A 16,972-nucleotide genomic window follows, 5' to 3' on the forward strand; every position below is an offset into this window, starting at 1 on the left:
CGCGCCGCGCGGAAGGGTTGCCCCGATCGGGTGACCCGCCCCCCAAAATTGCATGCGCGGTGCAGTTCGAGCCGATCCCGGACCGCGAACCGACCTTGCTTTTTGAGACACAGGAGAGGATGTGAAGAGTTCTATTCAACGGAACATCGGCCCGTTTGCATTGATGCTGACGGGGCTGGGTTCGATTATCGGCTCGGGCTGGCTGTTCGGCGCCTGGAAGGCCGCGAAGATCGCCGGTCCGGCGGCGATCTGCGCATGGATCATCGGCGCCGTCGTGATTCTCGCGATTGCGCTGACGTACGCGGAACTGGGTGCGATGTTCCCCGAGTCGGGCGGCATGGTGCGCTACGCGCGCTACTCGCACGGTTCGCTGGTCGGCTTCATCAGTGCATGGGCGAACTGGATCGCGATCGTATCCGTGATCCCGATCGAGGCGGAAGCGTCGATCCAGTACATGAGCACGTGGCCGTATCCATGGGCGCACGCGCTGTTCGTGAACGGCGAGCTGACGGTACCCGGGCTGCTGCTGTCGGCCGTGCTGGTCGTCATCTACTTCATGCTGAACTACTGGGGCGTGAAGGCGTTTGCCCGGGCGAACACCACGATCACGATCTTCAAGTTCCTGATCCCCGGCCTCACGATCCTCGGCCTGATGCTGACGAGCTTCCATCCGGAAAACCTCGGCACCGCCTCCAATTCGAGCTTTGCGCCGTACGGCTGGTCGGCGGTGCTGACCGCGGTCGCGACGAGCGGCATCGTGTTCGCGTTCAACGGCTTCCAGAGCCCGGTGAACCTCGCGGGCGAAGCGCGCAACCCGTCGCGCAGCGTGCCGTTCGCGGTGATCACGTCGATCCTGCTCGCACTCGTGATCTACGTGCTGCTGCAGATGGCCTACATCGGCTCGGTGAATCCGGCCGACGTCGCGCTGGGCTGGGAGCACTTCAACTTCAAGTCGCCGTTCGCCGAACTGGCGATCGCGCTGAACCTGAACTGGCTCGCGATCCTGCTGTACGTCGACGCGTTCGTCAGCCCGAGCGGCACCGGCACGACCTACATGGCGACCACCACCCGCATGATCTACGCGATGGAGCGCAACAACACGATGCCGAAGATGTTCGGCAACGTGCACCCGCTCTACGGCGTGCCGCGCCAGGCGATGTGGTTCAACCTGCTGGTCTCGTTCATCTTCCTGTTCTTCTTCCGCGGCTGGAGCTCGCTCGCGGCGGTGATCTCGGTCGCGACGGTGATTTCGTACCTGACCGGCCCGATCAGCCTGATGGCGCTGCGCCGCGCGGCAACCGACATCGAGCGTCCGCTGTCGATTCCGCTGATGAAGCTGATCGCGCCGTTCGCGTTCGTCTGCGCATCGCTGATCCTGTACTGGGCGAAGTGGCCGCTGACGGGCGAGATCATCCTGCTGATGATCGTCGCGCTGCCGGTGTACTTCTACTTCCAGGCGAAGGCGGGCTGGACCGGCTGGGGTGCCGACCTGAAGGCCGCCTGGTGGCTGGTCGCGTACCTGCCGACGATGGCCGTGCTGTCGCTGATCGGCAGCAAGGAATTCGGCGGCCATGGCGTGCTGCCGTACGGCTGGGACATGCTGGTCGTCGCGGCGATCGCGCTGGTGTTCTACTTCTGGGGCGTGAATACCGGCTACCGGACCCAGTATCTCGACGAGCGCGAATCGCACGACGAGATCCTCGAAGGGATCGGTGCCTGACGCGTGACCTGCCGCCGGATTCGGCGGCGGCAGCAAGCAGCGGACAAAAGCCCGCCCGAGCGATGCTCGGGCGGGCTTTTTTTTGACGGTCGACGGTTGCCGCGCGACGTTCAGGCGGCCGCGCTCGCGAACACGTAGTTCGTCATCGCGAGCACGCGCTGGTACGTGCCGAGCGACTGGATGCCGAGCTGGTAGTCGTCGTCCGCCGCGCCGAGCGCCGTGAACACCGGCAGCAGATGCTCGTCGGTCGGATGCATCAGCGCCGCATGCGGCGCCTGCCGGCGGTAGTCGAGCAGCGCATCGACGTCGCGCGCGGCCAGCTTCTCCTCGAACCAGTCGGTGAATGCCGCGACGCGCGGGTCCGCATCCTCCGGTGCCGCGCCGAAATCGGCGGCACGCAGGTTGTGCGTGATCTGGCCCGAACCGATCACCATCACGCCTTCGTCGCGCAGCGGTCGCAGCGCGCGGCCGAGCGCGAAGTGGTGGGCAGCATCCGCGCGCGGCTGAATCGACAGCTGCGCGACGGGCACGTCGGCTTCCGGGAACATCAGCAGCATCGGCACCCACGCACCGTGATCGAGGCCGTGCTCGGTCGTCGCGGTCGCGATGCCGGCCGCGTTCAGCAGCCCGGCCGCGCGCTCGGCGACGTCGGGCGCGCCGGGCGCCGGGTAGCGGATGTCGTACAGCGCCTGCGGAAAGCCGTAGAAATCGTGGATCGTGTCCGGGTGCGCGGCGATGCTGGCGACGGGGCGTTGCGTGCCCCAGTGGGCGGACAGCATCAGCACCGCGCGCGGGCGCGGCAATTCGGCGCCGAGATGCGTGAACGCGCCGGACGGCAGCGTCGGGTCGATCGGCAGCGTCGGCGCGCCGTGGGACAGGTAGAGCGAAGGCAAGCGGTTCATGGTGGTGGCCTGCAAAGGGATATGCCGTCGACTATAGGCGCACACCGGGGATTGATAAATCCACGCTCCGGAATTTGATTGACGCCTGTTCGTTGATAATCGGGGCGGCGGGCCGCATTCCACGGCAAGCGGGCGCCGCATTCATCGCGTTGAACGAATTTCAGTGCAAATCGGCGAAGATGCGCAAAGAACGGCTCTGCAGACGCGGGCTTATTGAGCGTGCCGGATGCCGGCCCACGGCGTCGTCAGCGGTGCGTTGAGCGTGAACAGGTCGAGCACGCGCGTGACCGTCTGGTCGACGAGTTCGTCGATCGTCTTCGGCATCGCGTAGAACGCGGGCAGCGGCGGGAAGACGATGCCGCCCATTTCGGTGACGGCCGTCATGTTGCGCAGATGCGCGAGGTTGAACGGCGTTTCCCGCACCATCAGCACGAGGCGGCGGCGCTCCTTCAACGTGACGTCGGCCGCGCGCGTGATCAGGTTGTCGGACAGCCCGTGCGCGACGCTCGCGAGCGTCTTCATCGAGCAGGGCGCGATCACCATCCCGTCGGTGGCGAACGAGCCTGACGCGATCGTCGCGCCGACGTCGCGCACCGAATGCACGACGTCCGCACGGCTTTCGACATCGGCCTTCGACAGCTTCAGTTCGTGCTGGATATTGAGCCAGCCGGCGTTCGAAATCAGCAGATGCGTTTCGACGCCGCCGGCGGCGCGCAGCAGGTCGAGCAGCCGCACGCCGTAGATGGCGCCGGTGGCGCCGGTGATCGCAACGATCAGCCGGCGTGGCGGCGCGCTGGGAGAGGCCATCGAAAGGGGGAGCGTATTACGCGGCGGCGAACAGTTGCTGCAGTTCGCCCGACTGGTACATCTCCATCATGATGTCCGAGCCGCCGATGAATTCGCCCTTCACGTACAGCTGCGGGATGGTCGGCCAGTTCGAGAAAGCCTTGATGCCCTGGCGGATTTCGTCGTCCTCGAGCACGTTGACCGTCTTGAACTGGTCGACGCCGCAGGCTTTCAGCACCTGGACGGCGCGGCCCGAAAAGCCGCACATCGGGAATTGCGCGTTGCCCTTCATGAAGAGCACGACCTGGTTTTCGTCGACGATTTGCTTGATACGTTGTTGGGTGTCCATGACTGACCTTGCTTTAGCGGGGCGTTAGATCGAAATGATAGCGGATTTCAACCGGGCGGGCCGGGCATCAGCCCGGCAGGCGGCCGCCCGTCGTGCGTTCGATCGCGGCCAGATCGGCGAGCGATTCGACCGCGACGAAGCCGTGCGACGCGAGCACGGCGCGCACGGCCTCGGCCTGGTCGAAGCCGTGCTCGATCCAGAGCGTGCCGCCCGGTTTCAGATAGGTGCCGGCGCCCGCGACGATCGTCCGGATCGCGCTGAGGCCGTCGGCATCGTCGGTGAGTGCGCCGCGTGGCTCGAAACGCAGGTCGCCCTGTTCGAGGTGCGGATCGTGCTGCGCGATGTACGGCGGGTTGCTGACGATCGTGTCGAACGCGAGTGCCGGATCGAGCGCCGCGTACCAGTCGCTCTCTAGCCAGTGCAGCGGGCCGCCGGGGCGGCGCGCGTCGAGCAGTTTGCCGGCGTTGCGTTGGGCGACCGCGAGCGCGGCCGGCGAGCGGTCGAGCGCCCACACGCGGGCATCGGGCCGCTCGGCGGCGATGGAGACGGCGATCGCGCCGCTGCCCGTGCCGAGATCGAGCACGGCCGGATGCGGCAGCCCGTCGATCGCGTCGAGCGCGGTTTCGACGAGCAGTTCGGTTTCGGGGCGCGGGATCAGTACGTCGGGCGTCACGTCGAACGTCCGCCCGAAGAATTCGCGCATCCCGACGAGTTGCGCGACCGGCTCGCCGGCCACGCGGCGCGCCTCGAGCGCGCGGTAGCGTTCGACCGCGGCCGCATCGAGCGGCGCGTCGCCACGCGTGATCAGTTGCGTGCGGGTCCAGCCGAGTGCGTGCGCGAGCAAGACGCGCGCATCGATCGCGTCGAGCGAAGACGCGCGCAGCAGTTCGTCGGCGGTGGTGTCGGGCATCGCGGCCTCAGTCGGCATCGCCGAGCGACGCGAGCAGCTCGGCCTGATGTTCGCTGACCAGCGCGCGGATCAGTTCGTCGAGGTCGCCGTCCATGATCGCCTCGAGCCGGTACAGCGTCAGGTTGATCCGGTGGTCGGTCATCCGGCCCTGCGGAAAGTTGTACGTGCGGATCCGTTCCGAGCGGTCGCCGGAGCCGATCAGGCTCTTGCGCGTCGCGGCTTCCTTCGCGTGCTGCTCGTGATACTGCTTGTCCTTGATGCGCGCGGCGAGCACCTTCAGCGCGCGATCCTTGTTCTTGTGCTGTGAACGATCGTCCTGGCACTCGACGACGATCCCGGTCGGGATGTGCGTCACCCGCACCGCCGAATCGGTCTTGTTGATGTGCTGGCCGCCCGCGCCGGATGCGCGGAACGTGTCGATCCGCAGGTCGGCCGGATTGATCTCGATCTCGCCGATCTCGTCGGCTTCTGGCATCACGGCCACCGTGCACGCGGACGTGTGGATGCGCCCCTGCGTTTCGGTGGCGGGAACGCGCTGCACGCGATGGCCGCCCGATTCGAACTTCAGGCGCGAATACGCGCCCTGGCCCGCGATCCGCACGATCACTTCCTTGTAGCCGCCGAGATCCGACGCGCTCTCCGACATCATTTCGACCTGCCAGCGCTGGCGTTCCGCGAAGCGCAGGTACATGCGCAGCAGGTCGCCCGCGAACAGCGCCGACTCGTCGCCGCCGGTGCCCGCGCGGATTTCGACGAAGATGTTGCGGTCGTCGTTCGGATCCTTCGGCAGCAGCATCTTCTGCAGCTCGGTTTCGAGGCGGGCCATGCGCTCGCGCGCGCTGCGGATTTCGTCTTCCGCGAAGTCGCGCATCGACGGATCGCCGAGCAGCTCCTGTGCGGCCGTCTCGTCGCTGCGCGACTGGCGCCACAGCGCGTACTGTTCGACCACCGGGCCGAGTTCCGCATGTTCACGCGTCAGCTTGCGGTACTGGTCGAGGTCGGCCGTGACGTTTTCGCGGCTCAGCAGGTCGTTCAGTTCGGCCAGCCGTGTGGACAGCTGGTCGAGCTTGCGTTGCATGCTCGTCTTCATGGTGTGGAGCGGCGCTCCCGGGCAAAGGGGTATTCGGAAAGGATAGGCCGGCGCGCGGCCGGCGGCAGGGCGAGATCGGCCGGCGCTAGTGGCCGGACTGGTCGTTCGAGCGCGGGGCGTGCTGGTAGAAGCCGCGCATCAGGTCGATCAGCGAATCGCGATCGGCGCCGTTCACGCGATTGAGCGCGCTCGTCGGGCCGTGGATCAGCTTGTTGGTCAGCGCCTGCGACAGCGCTTCGAGCACGGCGGCCGGATCGTCGCCGCGCGCGAGCAGCTTCAGCGCCTTGTCGACTTCGGCGCGACGCAGCGCGTCGGCCTGCGTATGCATGTGGCGGATCACCGGCACGACGCTGCGCGTGTCGAGCCATTGCATGAAATTCTGCACGCGCGTCTCGATGATCGCTTCGGCCTGCGCGACCGCGGCCTGGCGCGATGCGTTGCCTTCGCGCACGATCGCGCCGAGATCGTCGACGGTGTAAAGGAACACGTCCTTCAGCTTGCCGACTTCGGGCTCGATGTCGCGCGGCACCGCGAGGTCGACCATGAAGATCGGCCGGTGGCGGCGCGCCTTCACCGCGCGTTCGACCGCGCCGAGGCCGATGATCGGCAGCGTCGACGCGGTGCACGACACGATGATGTCGAACTCGTGCATGTGGGTCGGCAGATCCGAGAGCGGCATCGCGCGACCGTTGAAGCGCTCGGCGAGCCGCTGGCCGCGTTCGGCCGTGCGGTTCGCGACGACGAGTTCGCGCGGCCCTTGCGCGGCGAAGTGCGTCGCGCACAGCTCGATCATCTCGCCGGCACCGATGAACAGCACGCGCTGATCGGCCACTTTTTCGAAGATCCGTTGCGCGAGACGCACGGCGGCAGCGGCCATCGACACCGATTGCGTGCCGATCTCGGTCGTGCCGCGCACTTCCTTCGCGACCGCGAACGTGCGCTGGAACAGCTGGTTCAGATACGTGCCGAGCGCGCCGGCTTCCGTCGCGGTGCGCACCGCATCCTTCATCTGGCCCAGAATCTGGGTTTCGCCGAGCACCATCGAATCGAGGCCGGATGCCACGCGAAATGCGTGCCGGACCGCCTCCGACTGCGGCAGCGCATAGACGTGCGGCGCGAGTTCGTCGACCGGAATCCGGTGATACTCCGACAGCCAGCGCACCGCGCCTTCGCGCGCCGCGCGATCATCGGTCGCGCAATACAGTTCGGTGCGGTTGCAGGTGGAAAGGATCGCCGCTTCGGGCGTAGTGGGCGCCTGGGGGCCGAGAAACACGTTCTTGAACGTGACGAGAGCCGGCTTGATCTGCTCGAGCGGAAACGCCACGCGTTCGCGCAGGGCGACAGGCGCAGTGTGGTGATTGATTCCGATCGTGAGGAGTTGCATATCGAGGGCTATCGTTTAGCCCCATATTATAGCGTTTCAACGATTTCCTCACCCGACGCATACCGGGCATCGGCGTGGCGGGGCCGGGAATTTGGGGGCTCGATCGGCACGCGGTCGAGTTGATAGCCGAAGCCGTAGAGCGGCAGGAGCCGGTAGCCGCGCTCCGGAAGCAGTTGCAATTTGCTGCGCAGCCGGGACGCGTGGGTGTCGAGCGTGCGCGACTTCATGTCGCGGCGGCGTGCCCACACCGTTTCGAGGATATGGGCGCGCGACACCGGCCGCGACAGGTTCGTGAACAGCAACTGCGCGAAACGGAACTCTTTCGGCGTCAGTGAAACGATTGCGTCGCCGAAACGAACGAGGCAGTGCGTGGCGTCGAACGCGTAGTCGCCATACATTTCGCGCGAGCGGGTGGGGGCCCGGCGCACGCCGGCGCGCCGGCTCAGCGCGTTCACGCGTGCGAGCAGCTCGGGCCCGCTCACGGGACGCACGACGCAATCGTCGGCGCCCGCGTGCAGGCACGATACGATTTCGCTTTCGCGCGGCAACTGCATCACGGTGATGGCCGGCAGCCCGGGCAGCACCGCCTGGGCGCACGGAATGATTTCCTCGGCCGACCGGTCGCCCGCCCAGTGCCCGGTGATCAGCATGTCGCAGGTATGGGTGGCGAGCCACTCGAAGAACGCGGTGCTGGACGCAAACGCGTGGCACACATGACCGCCCGCAAAGAGCAGGCGGTTCAGGAGCGCGGCGTGCCGCGCGTCCGGATCGATCAGAGCAATTCGCATGGGAATTTCTTCAGTACGGCAACCGGTGCGCGCTTGCCATAACGTCGAGTCGGCCCCTACACTCGAAAGTTCGCGGCATCCGGCTGGTTCCGGGTTCGATGAATGAATCGATGCTAGCCGCTGGCAACGTTCACGCCTATGGGACGAATCTGAATTTATAGAAGGCGTCGAATGAACTGGTTTGGAATCCTTGTCCTGGGAGCGGCCGTCGGGCTGTTCGGCCGATGGCTGCATCCGATGCGGCGCACGGGCCGGCCGCCGTGGTGGATCGCGGTGCTCGCCGGCATCGTCGGCGCGGCTGCGGCCCGCATGGCCGGCAATCTCTCCGGACTGTTTTACGATGGCGAGACGCTCGAATGGCCGGTCTGCACCGGCGTCGCGTTCCTCGTCGTAGCCGTGACGGTGGCGCTGTCGGCCCGTCGCTGAATGCTCTCAGGTGAAATCATGAATGCCCGTCTTCCCGAAGTCTCGCCGGTGCCGGCCCGTCTCGCGCTGCTGCGTGGCGCCATGGCCCGCGAGGACCTGGCCGCCTATCTCGTGCCGTCCGCCGATCCCCATCTGTCCGAGTACCTGCCGGAGCGCTGGCAGGCCCGCCGCTGGCTGTCCGGCTTCACGGGCTCGGTCGGCACGCTGGTCGTGACCGCGGATTTCGCGGGGCTGTGGGTCGACAGCCGCTACTGGGTGCAGGCCGATGCCGAACTGGCCGGCACCGGCGTGCAACTGATGAAGATGACGGGCGGGCAGCAGAGCGCCCCGCACGTCGACTGGCTCGCGCAGAACGTGCCGGCGGGCGCGACGGTCGGCGTCGACGGCGCGGTGCTCGGCGTCGCGGCCGCGCGCGGGCTGACGGGCGCGCTGACCGCGCGCGGCATCGCGCTGCGCACCGACCTCGACCTGCTCGACGCGATCTGGCCCGAGCGGCCGGGGCTGCCCGGCGACGCGGTGTTCGAGCACGCGGCGCCGCAGGCCGACACGACGCGCGCGAGCAAGCTGGCCGACGTGCGCCGCGCGATGCAGGCGCAGGGCGCGCAGTGGCATTTCGTGTCGACGCTCGACGACCTCGCGTGGCTGTTCAACCTGCGCGGCGCGGACGTCAACTTCAATCCCGTGTTCGTTGCGCACGCAATGATCGGCGTCGATCGCGCGACGCTGTTCGTCGCCGACGGCAAGGTGTCGCCGGCGCTGGCCGCCTCGCTCGCGAAGGATGGCGTCGAGGTGCGCGCCTACGACGCCGCGCGCGCGTCGCTCGCGGCGCTGCCCGACGGCGCGACGCTGCTGATCGATCCGCGCCGCGTGACGTTCGGCACGCTCGAAGCGGTGCCGGCCGGCGTGAAGCTCGTCGAGGCCGTGAATCCGTCGACGTTCGCGAAGTCGCGCAAGACGGCCACTGAGATCGAGCACGTGCGCGTGACGATGGAGCACGACGGAGCCGCGCTCGCGGAATTCTTCGCGTGGTTCGAGCAGTCGGTGAACCGCGAGACGATCACCGAGCTGACGATCGAGGAAAAACTCACGGCCGCGCGTGCGCGGCGCCCCGGCTACGTGTCGGCGAGCTTCGCGACGATCGCCGGGTTCAACGCGAACGGCGCGATGCCGCACTACCACGCGACGCGCGAATCGCACGCGACGATCGCCGGCGACGGGCTGCTGCTGATCGATTCGGGCGGCCAGTATGTCACCGGCACGACCGACATCACGCGGGTCGTGCCGGTCGGCACGGTCAGCGACCTGCAGCGGCGCGACTTCACGATCGTGCTGAAATCGATGATGGCGCTGTCGCGCGCCCGCTTTCCGCGCGGCATCCGCTCGCCGATGCTCGACGCGATCGCGCGCGCGCCGATGTGGGCGGCCGGGCTCGACTACGGCCACGGCACCGGGCATGGCGTCGGCTACTTCCTGAACGTGCACGAAGGCCCGCAGGTCATCTCGCACTACGCGCCGGCCGAGCCGTACACGGCGATGGAAGAGGGGATGATCACGTCGATCGAGCCGGGCGTGTATCGCCCCGGCCAGTGGGGCATCCGGATCGAGAACCTGGTCGTGAACCGGGCGGCGGGGCAGACGGAATTCGGCGATTTCCTCGCGTTCGAGACGCTGACGCTGTGTCCGATCGATACGCGCTGCGTGCTGATCGAGATGCTGCACGACGACGAGCGCGCGTGGCTGAACACCTATCACGCGACGGTGCGCGAGCGCGTCGGCCGGCACCTGAGCGGCGACGCGAAAGCGTGGCTCGACGCGCGCACGCAGCCGATCTGACGCACCTTGCGATAACGGCCGGCCGACGGCCGAACGACACAACCGAGGGCAAACCATGGCGGACACCGCAGTGATCGTGGTCGACATGCAGCGCGGGCTGGTGCAGCGGGCGCGGCCTGCTTACCGGCTCGATCATGTCGTGGCGGGCATCAACCGGCTGACCGCGGCGGCGCGCGCGGCGAACGCGCCCGTCTGCTTCGTGCAGCACGACGGCGATGCGGACGACGACGTCGTTCCCGGCACGCCGGGCTGGGAGCTGCATGCGGAGCTGGTGGTCGGGCGCGACGACTGGCGCGTGCGCAAGCAGGTGAGCGACTCGTTTCACGACACACCGCTCGCCGCGCAGCTCGACGGTCACGGCATTCGTTCGGTGCTGATCTGCGGTTATGCGACTGAGTTCTGCGTCGATTCGGCCGCGCGCCGTGCGGCGCTGCTCGGCTACCGGACGACCGTCGTGTCCGATCTGCACACGACGAACGAGCGCACGCACCTGTCGGCGGCGCAGATCGTCGCGCATCACCACTTCATCTGGGAAAACAACTCGCTGTCGGGCAATGCGGTGACGCCGCGCCCGCTCGCCGACGTGCTCGCGACGGAGTTCGCATGACGATCAAGGCCGTGGTGTTCGATTTCGGCGGCGTGCTGATCGACTGGAGTCCCGAGTACCTTTACCGGAAACTGATTCCCGACGACGCGCAGCGCCGCTGGTTCCTCACGCACGTGTGCGGGATGGACTGGGTGGTGCGCCAGGATGGCGGGCAGACGATCGACGAAGGCACGGCCGAACGCGTCGCGATGTTCCCCGAGCACGAGGCGCTGATTCGTGCGTTCTACGCGCGCTGGCACGAGATGATCGGCGGCGTGCTCGACGAAGGCGCGGCGCTCGTCGACCGGCTCCACGCGCAGGGGATGCCGTTGTTCGGGCTGACGAACTGGTCCGCGCAGACGTTTCCGTATGCGTGGGACAACTTCCCGGTGCTGCGGCGTTTCACGGACATCGTCGTGTCGGGCCGGGTGAAACTCGTGAAACCCGATCCGGCGATCTACCACGAGATGCACGCGCGGATCGTGCCGCACCTGCCGGGCATCGCGCCGCACGAGCTCGTGTTCATCGACGACAACGCGAAGAACGCCGCGGCCGCGACGGCGCTCGGCTGGCACGGCATTCATCACACGAGTGCGGCAGCCACAGAGGCGCGGCTGCGCGAACTGGGCGCGCTCGCGTAAGCGGCGGGCGGGCAGCCGGCGATCGGATAAAAAAAGCGGACCAAGCGGTCCGCTTTTTTGTTGTGCCGCGCCTTGAGCGGGCCGCTCGGCGCCTGGCCCCGCGTTTTCGCGGCGCCGGGCGCCCGGGCCGTGCCGGTCAGCGGCTGATCGGCTTGTAGCGCAGGCGCTTCGGCTTCGCCGCTTCTTCGCCGAGGCGCGCACGCTTGTCGACTTCGTACTCCTGGTAATTGCCGTCGAAGAACGTGACCTGCGAATCGCCTTCGAACGCGAGGATGTGCGTCGCGATCCGGTCGAGGAACCAGCGGTCGTGCGAGATCACCATCACCGAGCCCGCGAATTCGAGCAGCGCATCTTCCAGCGCACGCAGCGTTTCGACGTCGAGGTCGTTCGACGGTTCGTCGAGCAGCAGCACGTTGCCGCCCGAGATCAGCGTCTTCGCGAGGTGCAGGCGGCCGCGCTCGCCGCCCGACAGGTTGCCGACGATCTTCTGCTGGTCGCCGCCCTTGAAGTTGAAGCGGCCGATGTACGCACGCGACGGCGTTTCGTACTTGCCCACCGTCAGCACGTCGGCGCCGCCCGAGATTTCCTCGAACACCGTCTTCGAACCGTCGAGCGCGTCGCGGCTCTGGTCGACGTACGCGAGCTTCACGGTCGGCCCCATCACGACTTCGCCCGAATCCGGCTGTTCCTTGCCCGTCAGCATCTTGAACAGCGTCGACTTGCCGGCGCCGTTCGGGCCGATGATGCCGACGATCGCACCGGCCGGGATCTTGAAGCTCAGGTTGTCGATCAGCAGGCGGTCGCCGAACGACTTGCTGACGTTCTTGAACTCGATCACTTCATTGCCCAGGCGTTCGCCGGCCGGAATGAAGATTTCCTGCGTCTCGTTGCGCTTCTGGTATTCCTGGCTGCTCAGCTCCTCGAAGCGCGCGATACGCGCCTTCGACTTCGCCTGGCGGCCCTTCGGGTTCTGGCGCACCCACTCCAGTTCCTTCTTGATCGCCTTCTGGCGCGCCGATTCCGACGCTTCTTCCTGCTTCAGGCGCTCTTCCTTCTGGTCGAGCCAGCTGCTGTAGTTGCCCTTCCACGGAATGCCGTGGCCGCGGTCGAGTTCGAGAATCCACTCGGCCGCGTTGTCGAGGAAGTAGCGATCGTGGGTGACCGCGACCACGGTGCCCGGAAAGCGCACCAGGAACTGCTCGAGCCAGTCGACCGATTCCGCGTCGAGGTGGTTGGTCGGCTCGTCGAGCAGCAGCATGTCCGGCTTCTCGAGCAGCAGCTTGCACAGCGCGACGCGGCGCTTTTCACCGCCCGACAGATGTTCGATCTTCGCGTCCCACGGCGGCAGGCGCAGGGCGTCGGCGGCCACTTCGAGCTGCTGCTCGGGGCTGCCGCCGTCGCTCGACGCCAGGATCGCCTCGTATTTCGCCTGCTCGGCCGCGAGCGCGTCGAAGTCGGCGTCCGGCTCCGCGTACGCCGCGTAGATTTCCTCGAGCTTCTTGTTGGCCTGGAACAGATCGCCGAGGCCTTCCTCGACGGCTTCGCGCACCGTCTTCGTCGGGTCGAGCTGCGGCTCCTGCGGCAGATAGCCGATGTTCAGGTTCGGCATCGGCGTGGCTTCGCCCTCGATGTCCTTGTCGACGCCCGCCATGATGCGGATCAGCGTCGACTTGCCCGAGCCGTTCAGGCCGAGCACGCCGATCTTCGCGCCGGGAAAGAACGACAGCGAGATGTCCTTCAGGATCTGGCGCTTGGGCGGCACGATCTTGCCGACCCGGTTCATCGTGAAAACGTATTGGGCCATTTCGGTGTGAAAGTCAGAAGTGGTTGAGACTGCCGCGCAGCGCGCGGGCGTGGCGGCGTCGGGTGATTCGGTACGGAGCGTGCCGCGCATCGCGCGGCGGCGTCGCCGCGTGTCGGCGGCGTGAGCGCGTATTGTACTTCGCCGCCGGTTGCCGCTGGCACCCTGCCGGCCTTTCGACCAGGGGCGTGCTCACAGCCACGCGGCGACGCCGCCGTGCCCCGAGCACGTGCCGCGCCGGTGGCGGCTGAAGCTGTACGTGCCGTCGCGGCAACGCGCGCTCGCGCCTTCGGGCACGCGGCCCGATTTCGAATGCGCAGGCGCGTGCACGGTTTCGCCGTCGCGGTTGCGATAGGTGTCGTGACGGTCGAGATCGGCTTCGTTGCCGAAGCCGGGCGAGGCGCGGTAGGCATGCGCGGAAGAGGGCAGCGCGGTGCACGCGACCAGGAGCGCGGCGGACAAGGTCGCGATGCGCGTCGCGCGGCGAAGCAAAGCAGGCATGGTCTCTGTCGGGCTGTTGTTATTGGTGTCGGCCGCATGTTAGCCGATCGGCCGAGGATCGGCCCGCGCAGGTATGCGGCGCTACGCCGCGCCGGACATCGACGCCGCGCCGTCGGCCTGCGCGGCGTCGAGGATCCAGCGGCGAAAGGCGGCGACCTTCGGCCGTTCCGCGTGATGCGGCGGATAGACGAGGTAGTACGCGAAATCGTCGAGCCACGCGACGTCGGCGAGCTGCACGAGCCGGCCGCTGGCCAGTTCGCCGCGCACCATCGCGGCCGGCAGCAGCCCGGCGCCCTGACCGGCGACGATCGCCTGCAGCAACAGCCCCGAATCGTCGAACGCGGGCCCGCGCGGCGGCCCGAAATCGTCGATCCGCTGCGCGCCGAACCAGATGTGCCAGCCCTTGCGTTCGGCGTCGTGCAACTGCGGCCAGCCGACGAGATCGGCTGGCGTCGCAGGCATCCCGAGCCGCGCGACGAGTTCGGGCGATGCGAGCGCGACGATTTCCACCGTCAGCAGGCGCTCGCTGCACAGCCCGATGTAGCGACCGAGGCCGTGACGGATCGCGACGTCGACACCGTCGCGCGAGAAATCCGCGAGGGCGTGGCTCGTGACGACCTGCAGGTCGACGTCCGGGCACGCGTCCCGGAACCGGGCCAGGCGAGGGACGAGCCACGCGGACGCGAAGAACGGCGTGACGCTCACCGTCAGTACGCCGCTGTCGGCGGCGCCCGACACGCGCTGCGACGCATCGGCGATCTGCCTGAAAGCATTGCGCACCGGCGGCAGGTAGTCGCGACCGGCGGCCGTGAGCAGGATGCCGCGGTTCACGCGCTCGAACAGCTGTACGCCCAGATGCGTCTCGAGCGTGCGGATCATCTGGCTGACCGCGCCGGGCGTGACCGACAGTTCTTCGGCGGCCGCCTTCACCGACAGGTGGCGGGCGGCCGCTTCGAACGCACGCAGTGCGTTGAGCGGCGGCAGGCGGGAACGATTCATTCAGTTTTTCTAAATCGAATGGCCGTGGAAATATCGTTTGAGACGATGCGCCCGCACGCGTACCGTTGACGCATCGGATCGCATGCTTGCGTGGCCGCCTCGCGGCAGCCGATGCGATCAACATAGTTCATCTATATCCATGAGGCAATCCGGACGCCGCCCGGCGGCCGGTGGAACCTGAGAGGAGCATCGTCATGAACCGCCCTGGCGCATCGCGCCTTTTCTACGGCTGGTACGTGGTGGCGGCCGCGTTCGCCGTCACGTTCGTCGGGTTCGGCAGCGCGTACACGTTCAGCGCGTTCGTCGAGTCGCTGCAGCGGGATTTCGCCGCGTCGCGCGGGCAGATTTCACTCGTGTTTTCGCTCGCCGGCTTCCTGTATTTCGGTTTCGGGATCGTCAGCGGGCCGCTCGCCGACCGCTTCGGCTCGCGGCGGCTTGCCGTCGCCGGGATGCTGCTGACCGGCGCCGGACTCGCGGCCGCCGGCGCCGCGCACACGCTGGTGCAGGTCTATGTCGCGTACGGGCTGGGTGTCGGGTTCGGCGTCGGCTGCGCGTACGTGCCGGCCGTCGGCGCCGTGCAGCGCTGGTTCGTGCGCCGGCGTGGCTTCGCATCGGGGCTCGCCGTGGCCGGGATCGGCGTCGGCACGCTGGTGATGCCGCCGCTCGCGTCTGCGCTGATCGCGCACGTCGGCTGGCGCGGCGCGTATTTCACGCTGGCCGTGATCGCGGTCGTGATCGGCGCGGGCATGTCGCTGCTGATCGAGAACGATCCGCGCGGGCGGGGGCTGCTGCCGGACGGGGCGCCTGCGCATGTGCCCGTCGAAGGCGGCGGCGCGGCGAGCGCCGGGCGCGATGCGCGGGCGTCGGTGTCCGGCGCGGCCGCCGGCCGCACGCCGGCCGCTGCTTCGGTGCCGGCCGGCGCGACGGTGCGCGAAGCCGTCATGTCGCGTCCGTTCGCGAGTCTCTACGCGGCATGCCTCATTTGCTCGTTCGGCGTGTTCGTCCCGTTCGTTCATCTCGTGCCGTACGCGCTCGATCACGGCGTCGCGTCATCGACGGCCGTGCTGTTGCTCGGCGCGATCGGCGTCGGCAGCACGGCGGGGCGCTTCTTCCTCGGCGGCCTCGCCGACCGCTTCGGCCGCCGCGCATCGCTGCTCGCGATGTTCGCGGGCATGGCCGTCGCGCTCGTCGCCTGGGCGGGGGCCGGTACCGTCGCGACGCTTGCTGCGTTCGCCCTCGTGTTCGGCGTGTTTTACGGCGGCTGGGTCGCGGTGCTGCCGGCGGTCGTGATGGACGCCTTCGGCGGCCGCAACGTGAGCGGGATCATCGGCGTGCTTTATACGAGCGTCGCATTCGGCACGCTGATCGGCCCGACCGCGGCCGGCTTCATCTACGACGCGGGCGGCGGCTATCTGGTGCCGATCCTGGCCAGCGCCGCCGCGAATGCGATCGCGTTCGCGATCGTCGCGACGACGGGCCGTACGTCGACGGCTGCACGCGCGGTGCGCGGATAGTCGCACTCTTTCCGCGCTCGCCGGCGCCAATTACGGTACGGTGGCCGGATCTTGAACCGAAGACGGGCAGTCGGGAGGCGCGATGACATTCGACGAAGTCCGGCAGATCGCGCTGGCATGGCGCGGCGTCGAGGAGGGCACGTCGTACGGCACGCCGGCACTCAAGGTGAAGGGCAAGATGCTCGCGCGGCTGCGGGAGGACGGCGACACGCTTGTCGTGAAGGGCGTCGGCCCCGACGAGCGCGCATGGCTGATCGAATCGGAACCGGACATCTATTACGTGACGGATCACTACGTCGGCTGGCCGATCGTGCTGGTGCGGCTGTCGGCGGCCCGTCCGGACGCCGTGAAAAATCTGTTGCTGCGAGAATGGCTGGCTGTCGTCCCCGCCAGATGGCGCGACGAAATGGCGAGCGGTGTGCGCTGACGTGCCGGTTGCGGCTTGCTGCCCGGTGCCGCCCGAGGCATTGCGCGGGCTCGGGAGCCGCCGCGAACGGCTGCAAGCGTTGCATCGATCGGCGTCGATGCAACAAGTGGTTCCATCGAAATTCTTCAATTGGTTCTTAGTGAAGAACCGTTTGGTGCTTACACTCCTTCGCTTCGAAGGCAGTTGACCCAAGCCGACGGAAAGGGCGCACGCGATGCGCCGGCACTCGCCGCGCCGCATCGCACCTGCAGCTTCGCAGACTGCATTGCGCACCGTTCCGGAACGGCCCCCGGTCCGGCTCCGCCGCCTGCATTC

Annotated in this window: 17 protein-coding genes; 7 read left to right on the top strand and 10 right to left on the bottom strand. The window is 67.7% G+C overall.

Annotated features, from left to right (window positions below):
* Positions 1–121 precede the first annotated feature (121 nt).
* Positions 122–1,720: an APC family permease gene (locus tag HWX08_RS28615; RefSeq protein WP_107311977.1), complete on the top strand. Its 1,599-nt coding sequence runs from the start codon at positions 122–124 to the stop codon at positions 1,718–1,720.
* Between the two features lie 110 nt (positions 1,721–1,830).
* Here HWX08_RS28615 and HWX08_RS28620 read toward each other — a convergent pair whose 3' ends face one another.
* The 7 genes from HWX08_RS28620 to HWX08_RS28650 form a co-directional block, all read right to left on the bottom strand.
* Positions 1,831–2,622, bottom strand: a complete 792-nt coding sequence (locus HWX08_RS28620) for a DODA-type extradiol aromatic ring-opening family dioxygenase (protein ID WP_069255635.1) — start codon at positions 2,620–2,622, stop codon at positions 1,831–1,833.
* 210 nt (positions 2,623–2,832) lie between these two features.
* Positions 2,833–3,429: a UbiX family flavin prenyltransferase gene (locus HWX08_RS28625; RefSeq protein WP_069255636.1), complete on the bottom strand. Its 597-nt coding sequence runs from the start codon at positions 3,427–3,429 to the stop codon at positions 2,833–2,835.
* Positions 3,430–3,445: 16 nt separating this feature from the next.
* A complete protein-coding gene (grxD, locus tag HWX08_RS28630) occupies positions 3,446–3,757 on the bottom strand; it encodes a Grx4 family monothiol glutaredoxin (RefSeq protein ID WP_006477066.1) in 312 nt (103 codons plus the stop codon).
* A gap of 67 nt (positions 3,758–3,824) precedes the next feature.
* Entirely contained in the window at positions 3,825–4,667 is an 843-nt protein-coding gene (gene prmC, locus HWX08_RS28635; RefSeq protein ID WP_069257927.1) for a peptide chain release factor N(5)-glutamine methyltransferase, read from the bottom strand.
* A gap of 7 nt (positions 4,668–4,674) precedes the next feature.
* On the bottom strand, positions 4,675–5,757 hold the full coding sequence (gene prfA / locus HWX08_RS28640; RefSeq protein WP_069255637.1) for a peptide chain release factor 1: 1,083 nt from the start codon (positions 5,755–5,757) through the stop codon (positions 4,675–4,677).
* 85 nt (positions 5,758–5,842) lie between these two features.
* Positions 5,843–7,141 carry a glutamyl-tRNA reductase gene (gene hemA / locus HWX08_RS28645; RefSeq protein WP_174922627.1) on the bottom strand — a complete coding sequence of 433 codons (1,299 nt, stop codon included), beginning with the start codon at positions 7,139–7,141 and terminating at the stop codon, positions 5,843–5,845.
* A gap of 26 nt (positions 7,142–7,167) precedes the next feature.
* Complete coding sequence (locus tag HWX08_RS28650; protein ID WP_174922626.1) at positions 7,168–7,929, bottom strand: response regulator transcription factor; 762 nt, start codon at positions 7,927–7,929, stop codon at positions 7,168–7,170.
* Positions 7,930–8,100: 171 nt separating this feature from the next.
* Between HWX08_RS28650 and HWX08_RS28655 the strand changes: the two genes are divergently transcribed.
* The 4 genes from HWX08_RS28655 to HWX08_RS28670 are packed head-to-tail and all read left to right on the top strand — an operon-like array spanning position 8,101 to position 11,415.
* Positions 8,101–8,355 carry a DUF1129 domain-containing protein gene (locus HWX08_RS28655; protein ID WP_174922625.1) on the top strand — a complete coding sequence of 85 codons (255 nt, stop codon included), beginning with the start codon at positions 8,101–8,103 and terminating at the stop codon, positions 8,353–8,355.
* A gap of 18 nt (positions 8,356–8,373) precedes the next feature.
* The gene (locus HWX08_RS28660) at positions 8,374–10,188 is read left to right on the top strand and encodes an aminopeptidase P family protein (protein WP_174922624.1); all 1,815 of its coding nucleotides are present in this window, start codon (positions 8,374–8,376) and stop codon (positions 10,186–10,188) included.
* A gap of 55 nt (positions 10,189–10,243) precedes the next feature.
* Entirely contained in the window at positions 10,244–10,795 is a 552-nt protein-coding gene (locus HWX08_RS28665) for a cysteine hydrolase family protein (RefSeq protein ID WP_069255642.1), read from the top strand.
* Positions 10,792–11,415 carry an HAD-IA family hydrolase gene (locus tag HWX08_RS28670; protein WP_174922623.1) on the top strand — a complete coding sequence of 208 codons (624 nt, stop codon included), beginning with the start codon at positions 10,792–10,794 and terminating at the stop codon, positions 11,413–11,415. The genes HWX08_RS28665 and HWX08_RS28670 overlap by 4 nt, the downstream gene beginning before the upstream one ends.
* 136 nt (positions 11,416–11,551) lie before the next feature.
* On the opposite strand, the gene ettA is transcribed toward HWX08_RS28670, so the two are convergent.
* The 3 genes from ettA to gcvA all read right to left on the bottom strand — a co-directional run bounded on the left by ettA (position 11,552) and on the right by gcvA (position 14,716).
* Positions 11,552–13,219 (bottom strand): energy-dependent translational throttle protein EttA, encoded by a 1,668-nt coding sequence (gene ettA / locus HWX08_RS28675; RefSeq protein WP_174922622.1) that lies wholly within the window; start codon positions 13,217–13,219, stop codon positions 11,552–11,554.
* A 189-nt stretch (positions 13,220–13,408) separates the two neighbouring features.
* Entirely contained in the window at positions 13,409–13,717 is a 309-nt protein-coding gene (locus HWX08_RS28680; protein ID WP_069255644.1) for a DUF3761 domain-containing protein, read from the bottom strand.
* An 81-nt stretch (positions 13,718–13,798) separates the two neighbouring features.
* Entirely contained in the window at positions 13,799–14,716 is a 918-nt protein-coding gene (gcvA, locus tag HWX08_RS28685; RefSeq protein ID WP_174922621.1) for a transcriptional regulator GcvA, read from the bottom strand.
* A 194-nt stretch (positions 14,717–14,910) separates the two neighbouring features.
* Between gcvA and HWX08_RS28690 the strand changes: the two genes are divergently transcribed.
* Together HWX08_RS28690 and HWX08_RS28695 are read left to right on the top strand one after the other, a co-directional pair.
* On the top strand, positions 14,911–16,230 hold the full coding sequence (locus HWX08_RS28690) for an MFS transporter (RefSeq protein WP_174922620.1): 1,320 nt from the start codon (positions 14,911–14,913) through the stop codon (positions 16,228–16,230).
* An 82-nt stretch (positions 16,231–16,312) separates the two neighbouring features.
* Complete coding sequence (locus HWX08_RS28695) at positions 16,313–16,657, top strand: MmcQ/YjbR family DNA-binding protein (RefSeq protein ID WP_174922619.1); 345 nt, start codon at positions 16,313–16,315, stop codon at positions 16,655–16,657.
* The last annotated feature ends 315 nt before the right edge of the window (positions 16,658–16,972 follow it).

This window comes from Burkholderia metallica, from assembly GCF_902832845.1.
Taxonomy (GTDB): Bacteria; Pseudomonadota; Gammaproteobacteria; order Burkholderiales; family Burkholderiaceae; genus Burkholderia; species Burkholderia metallica.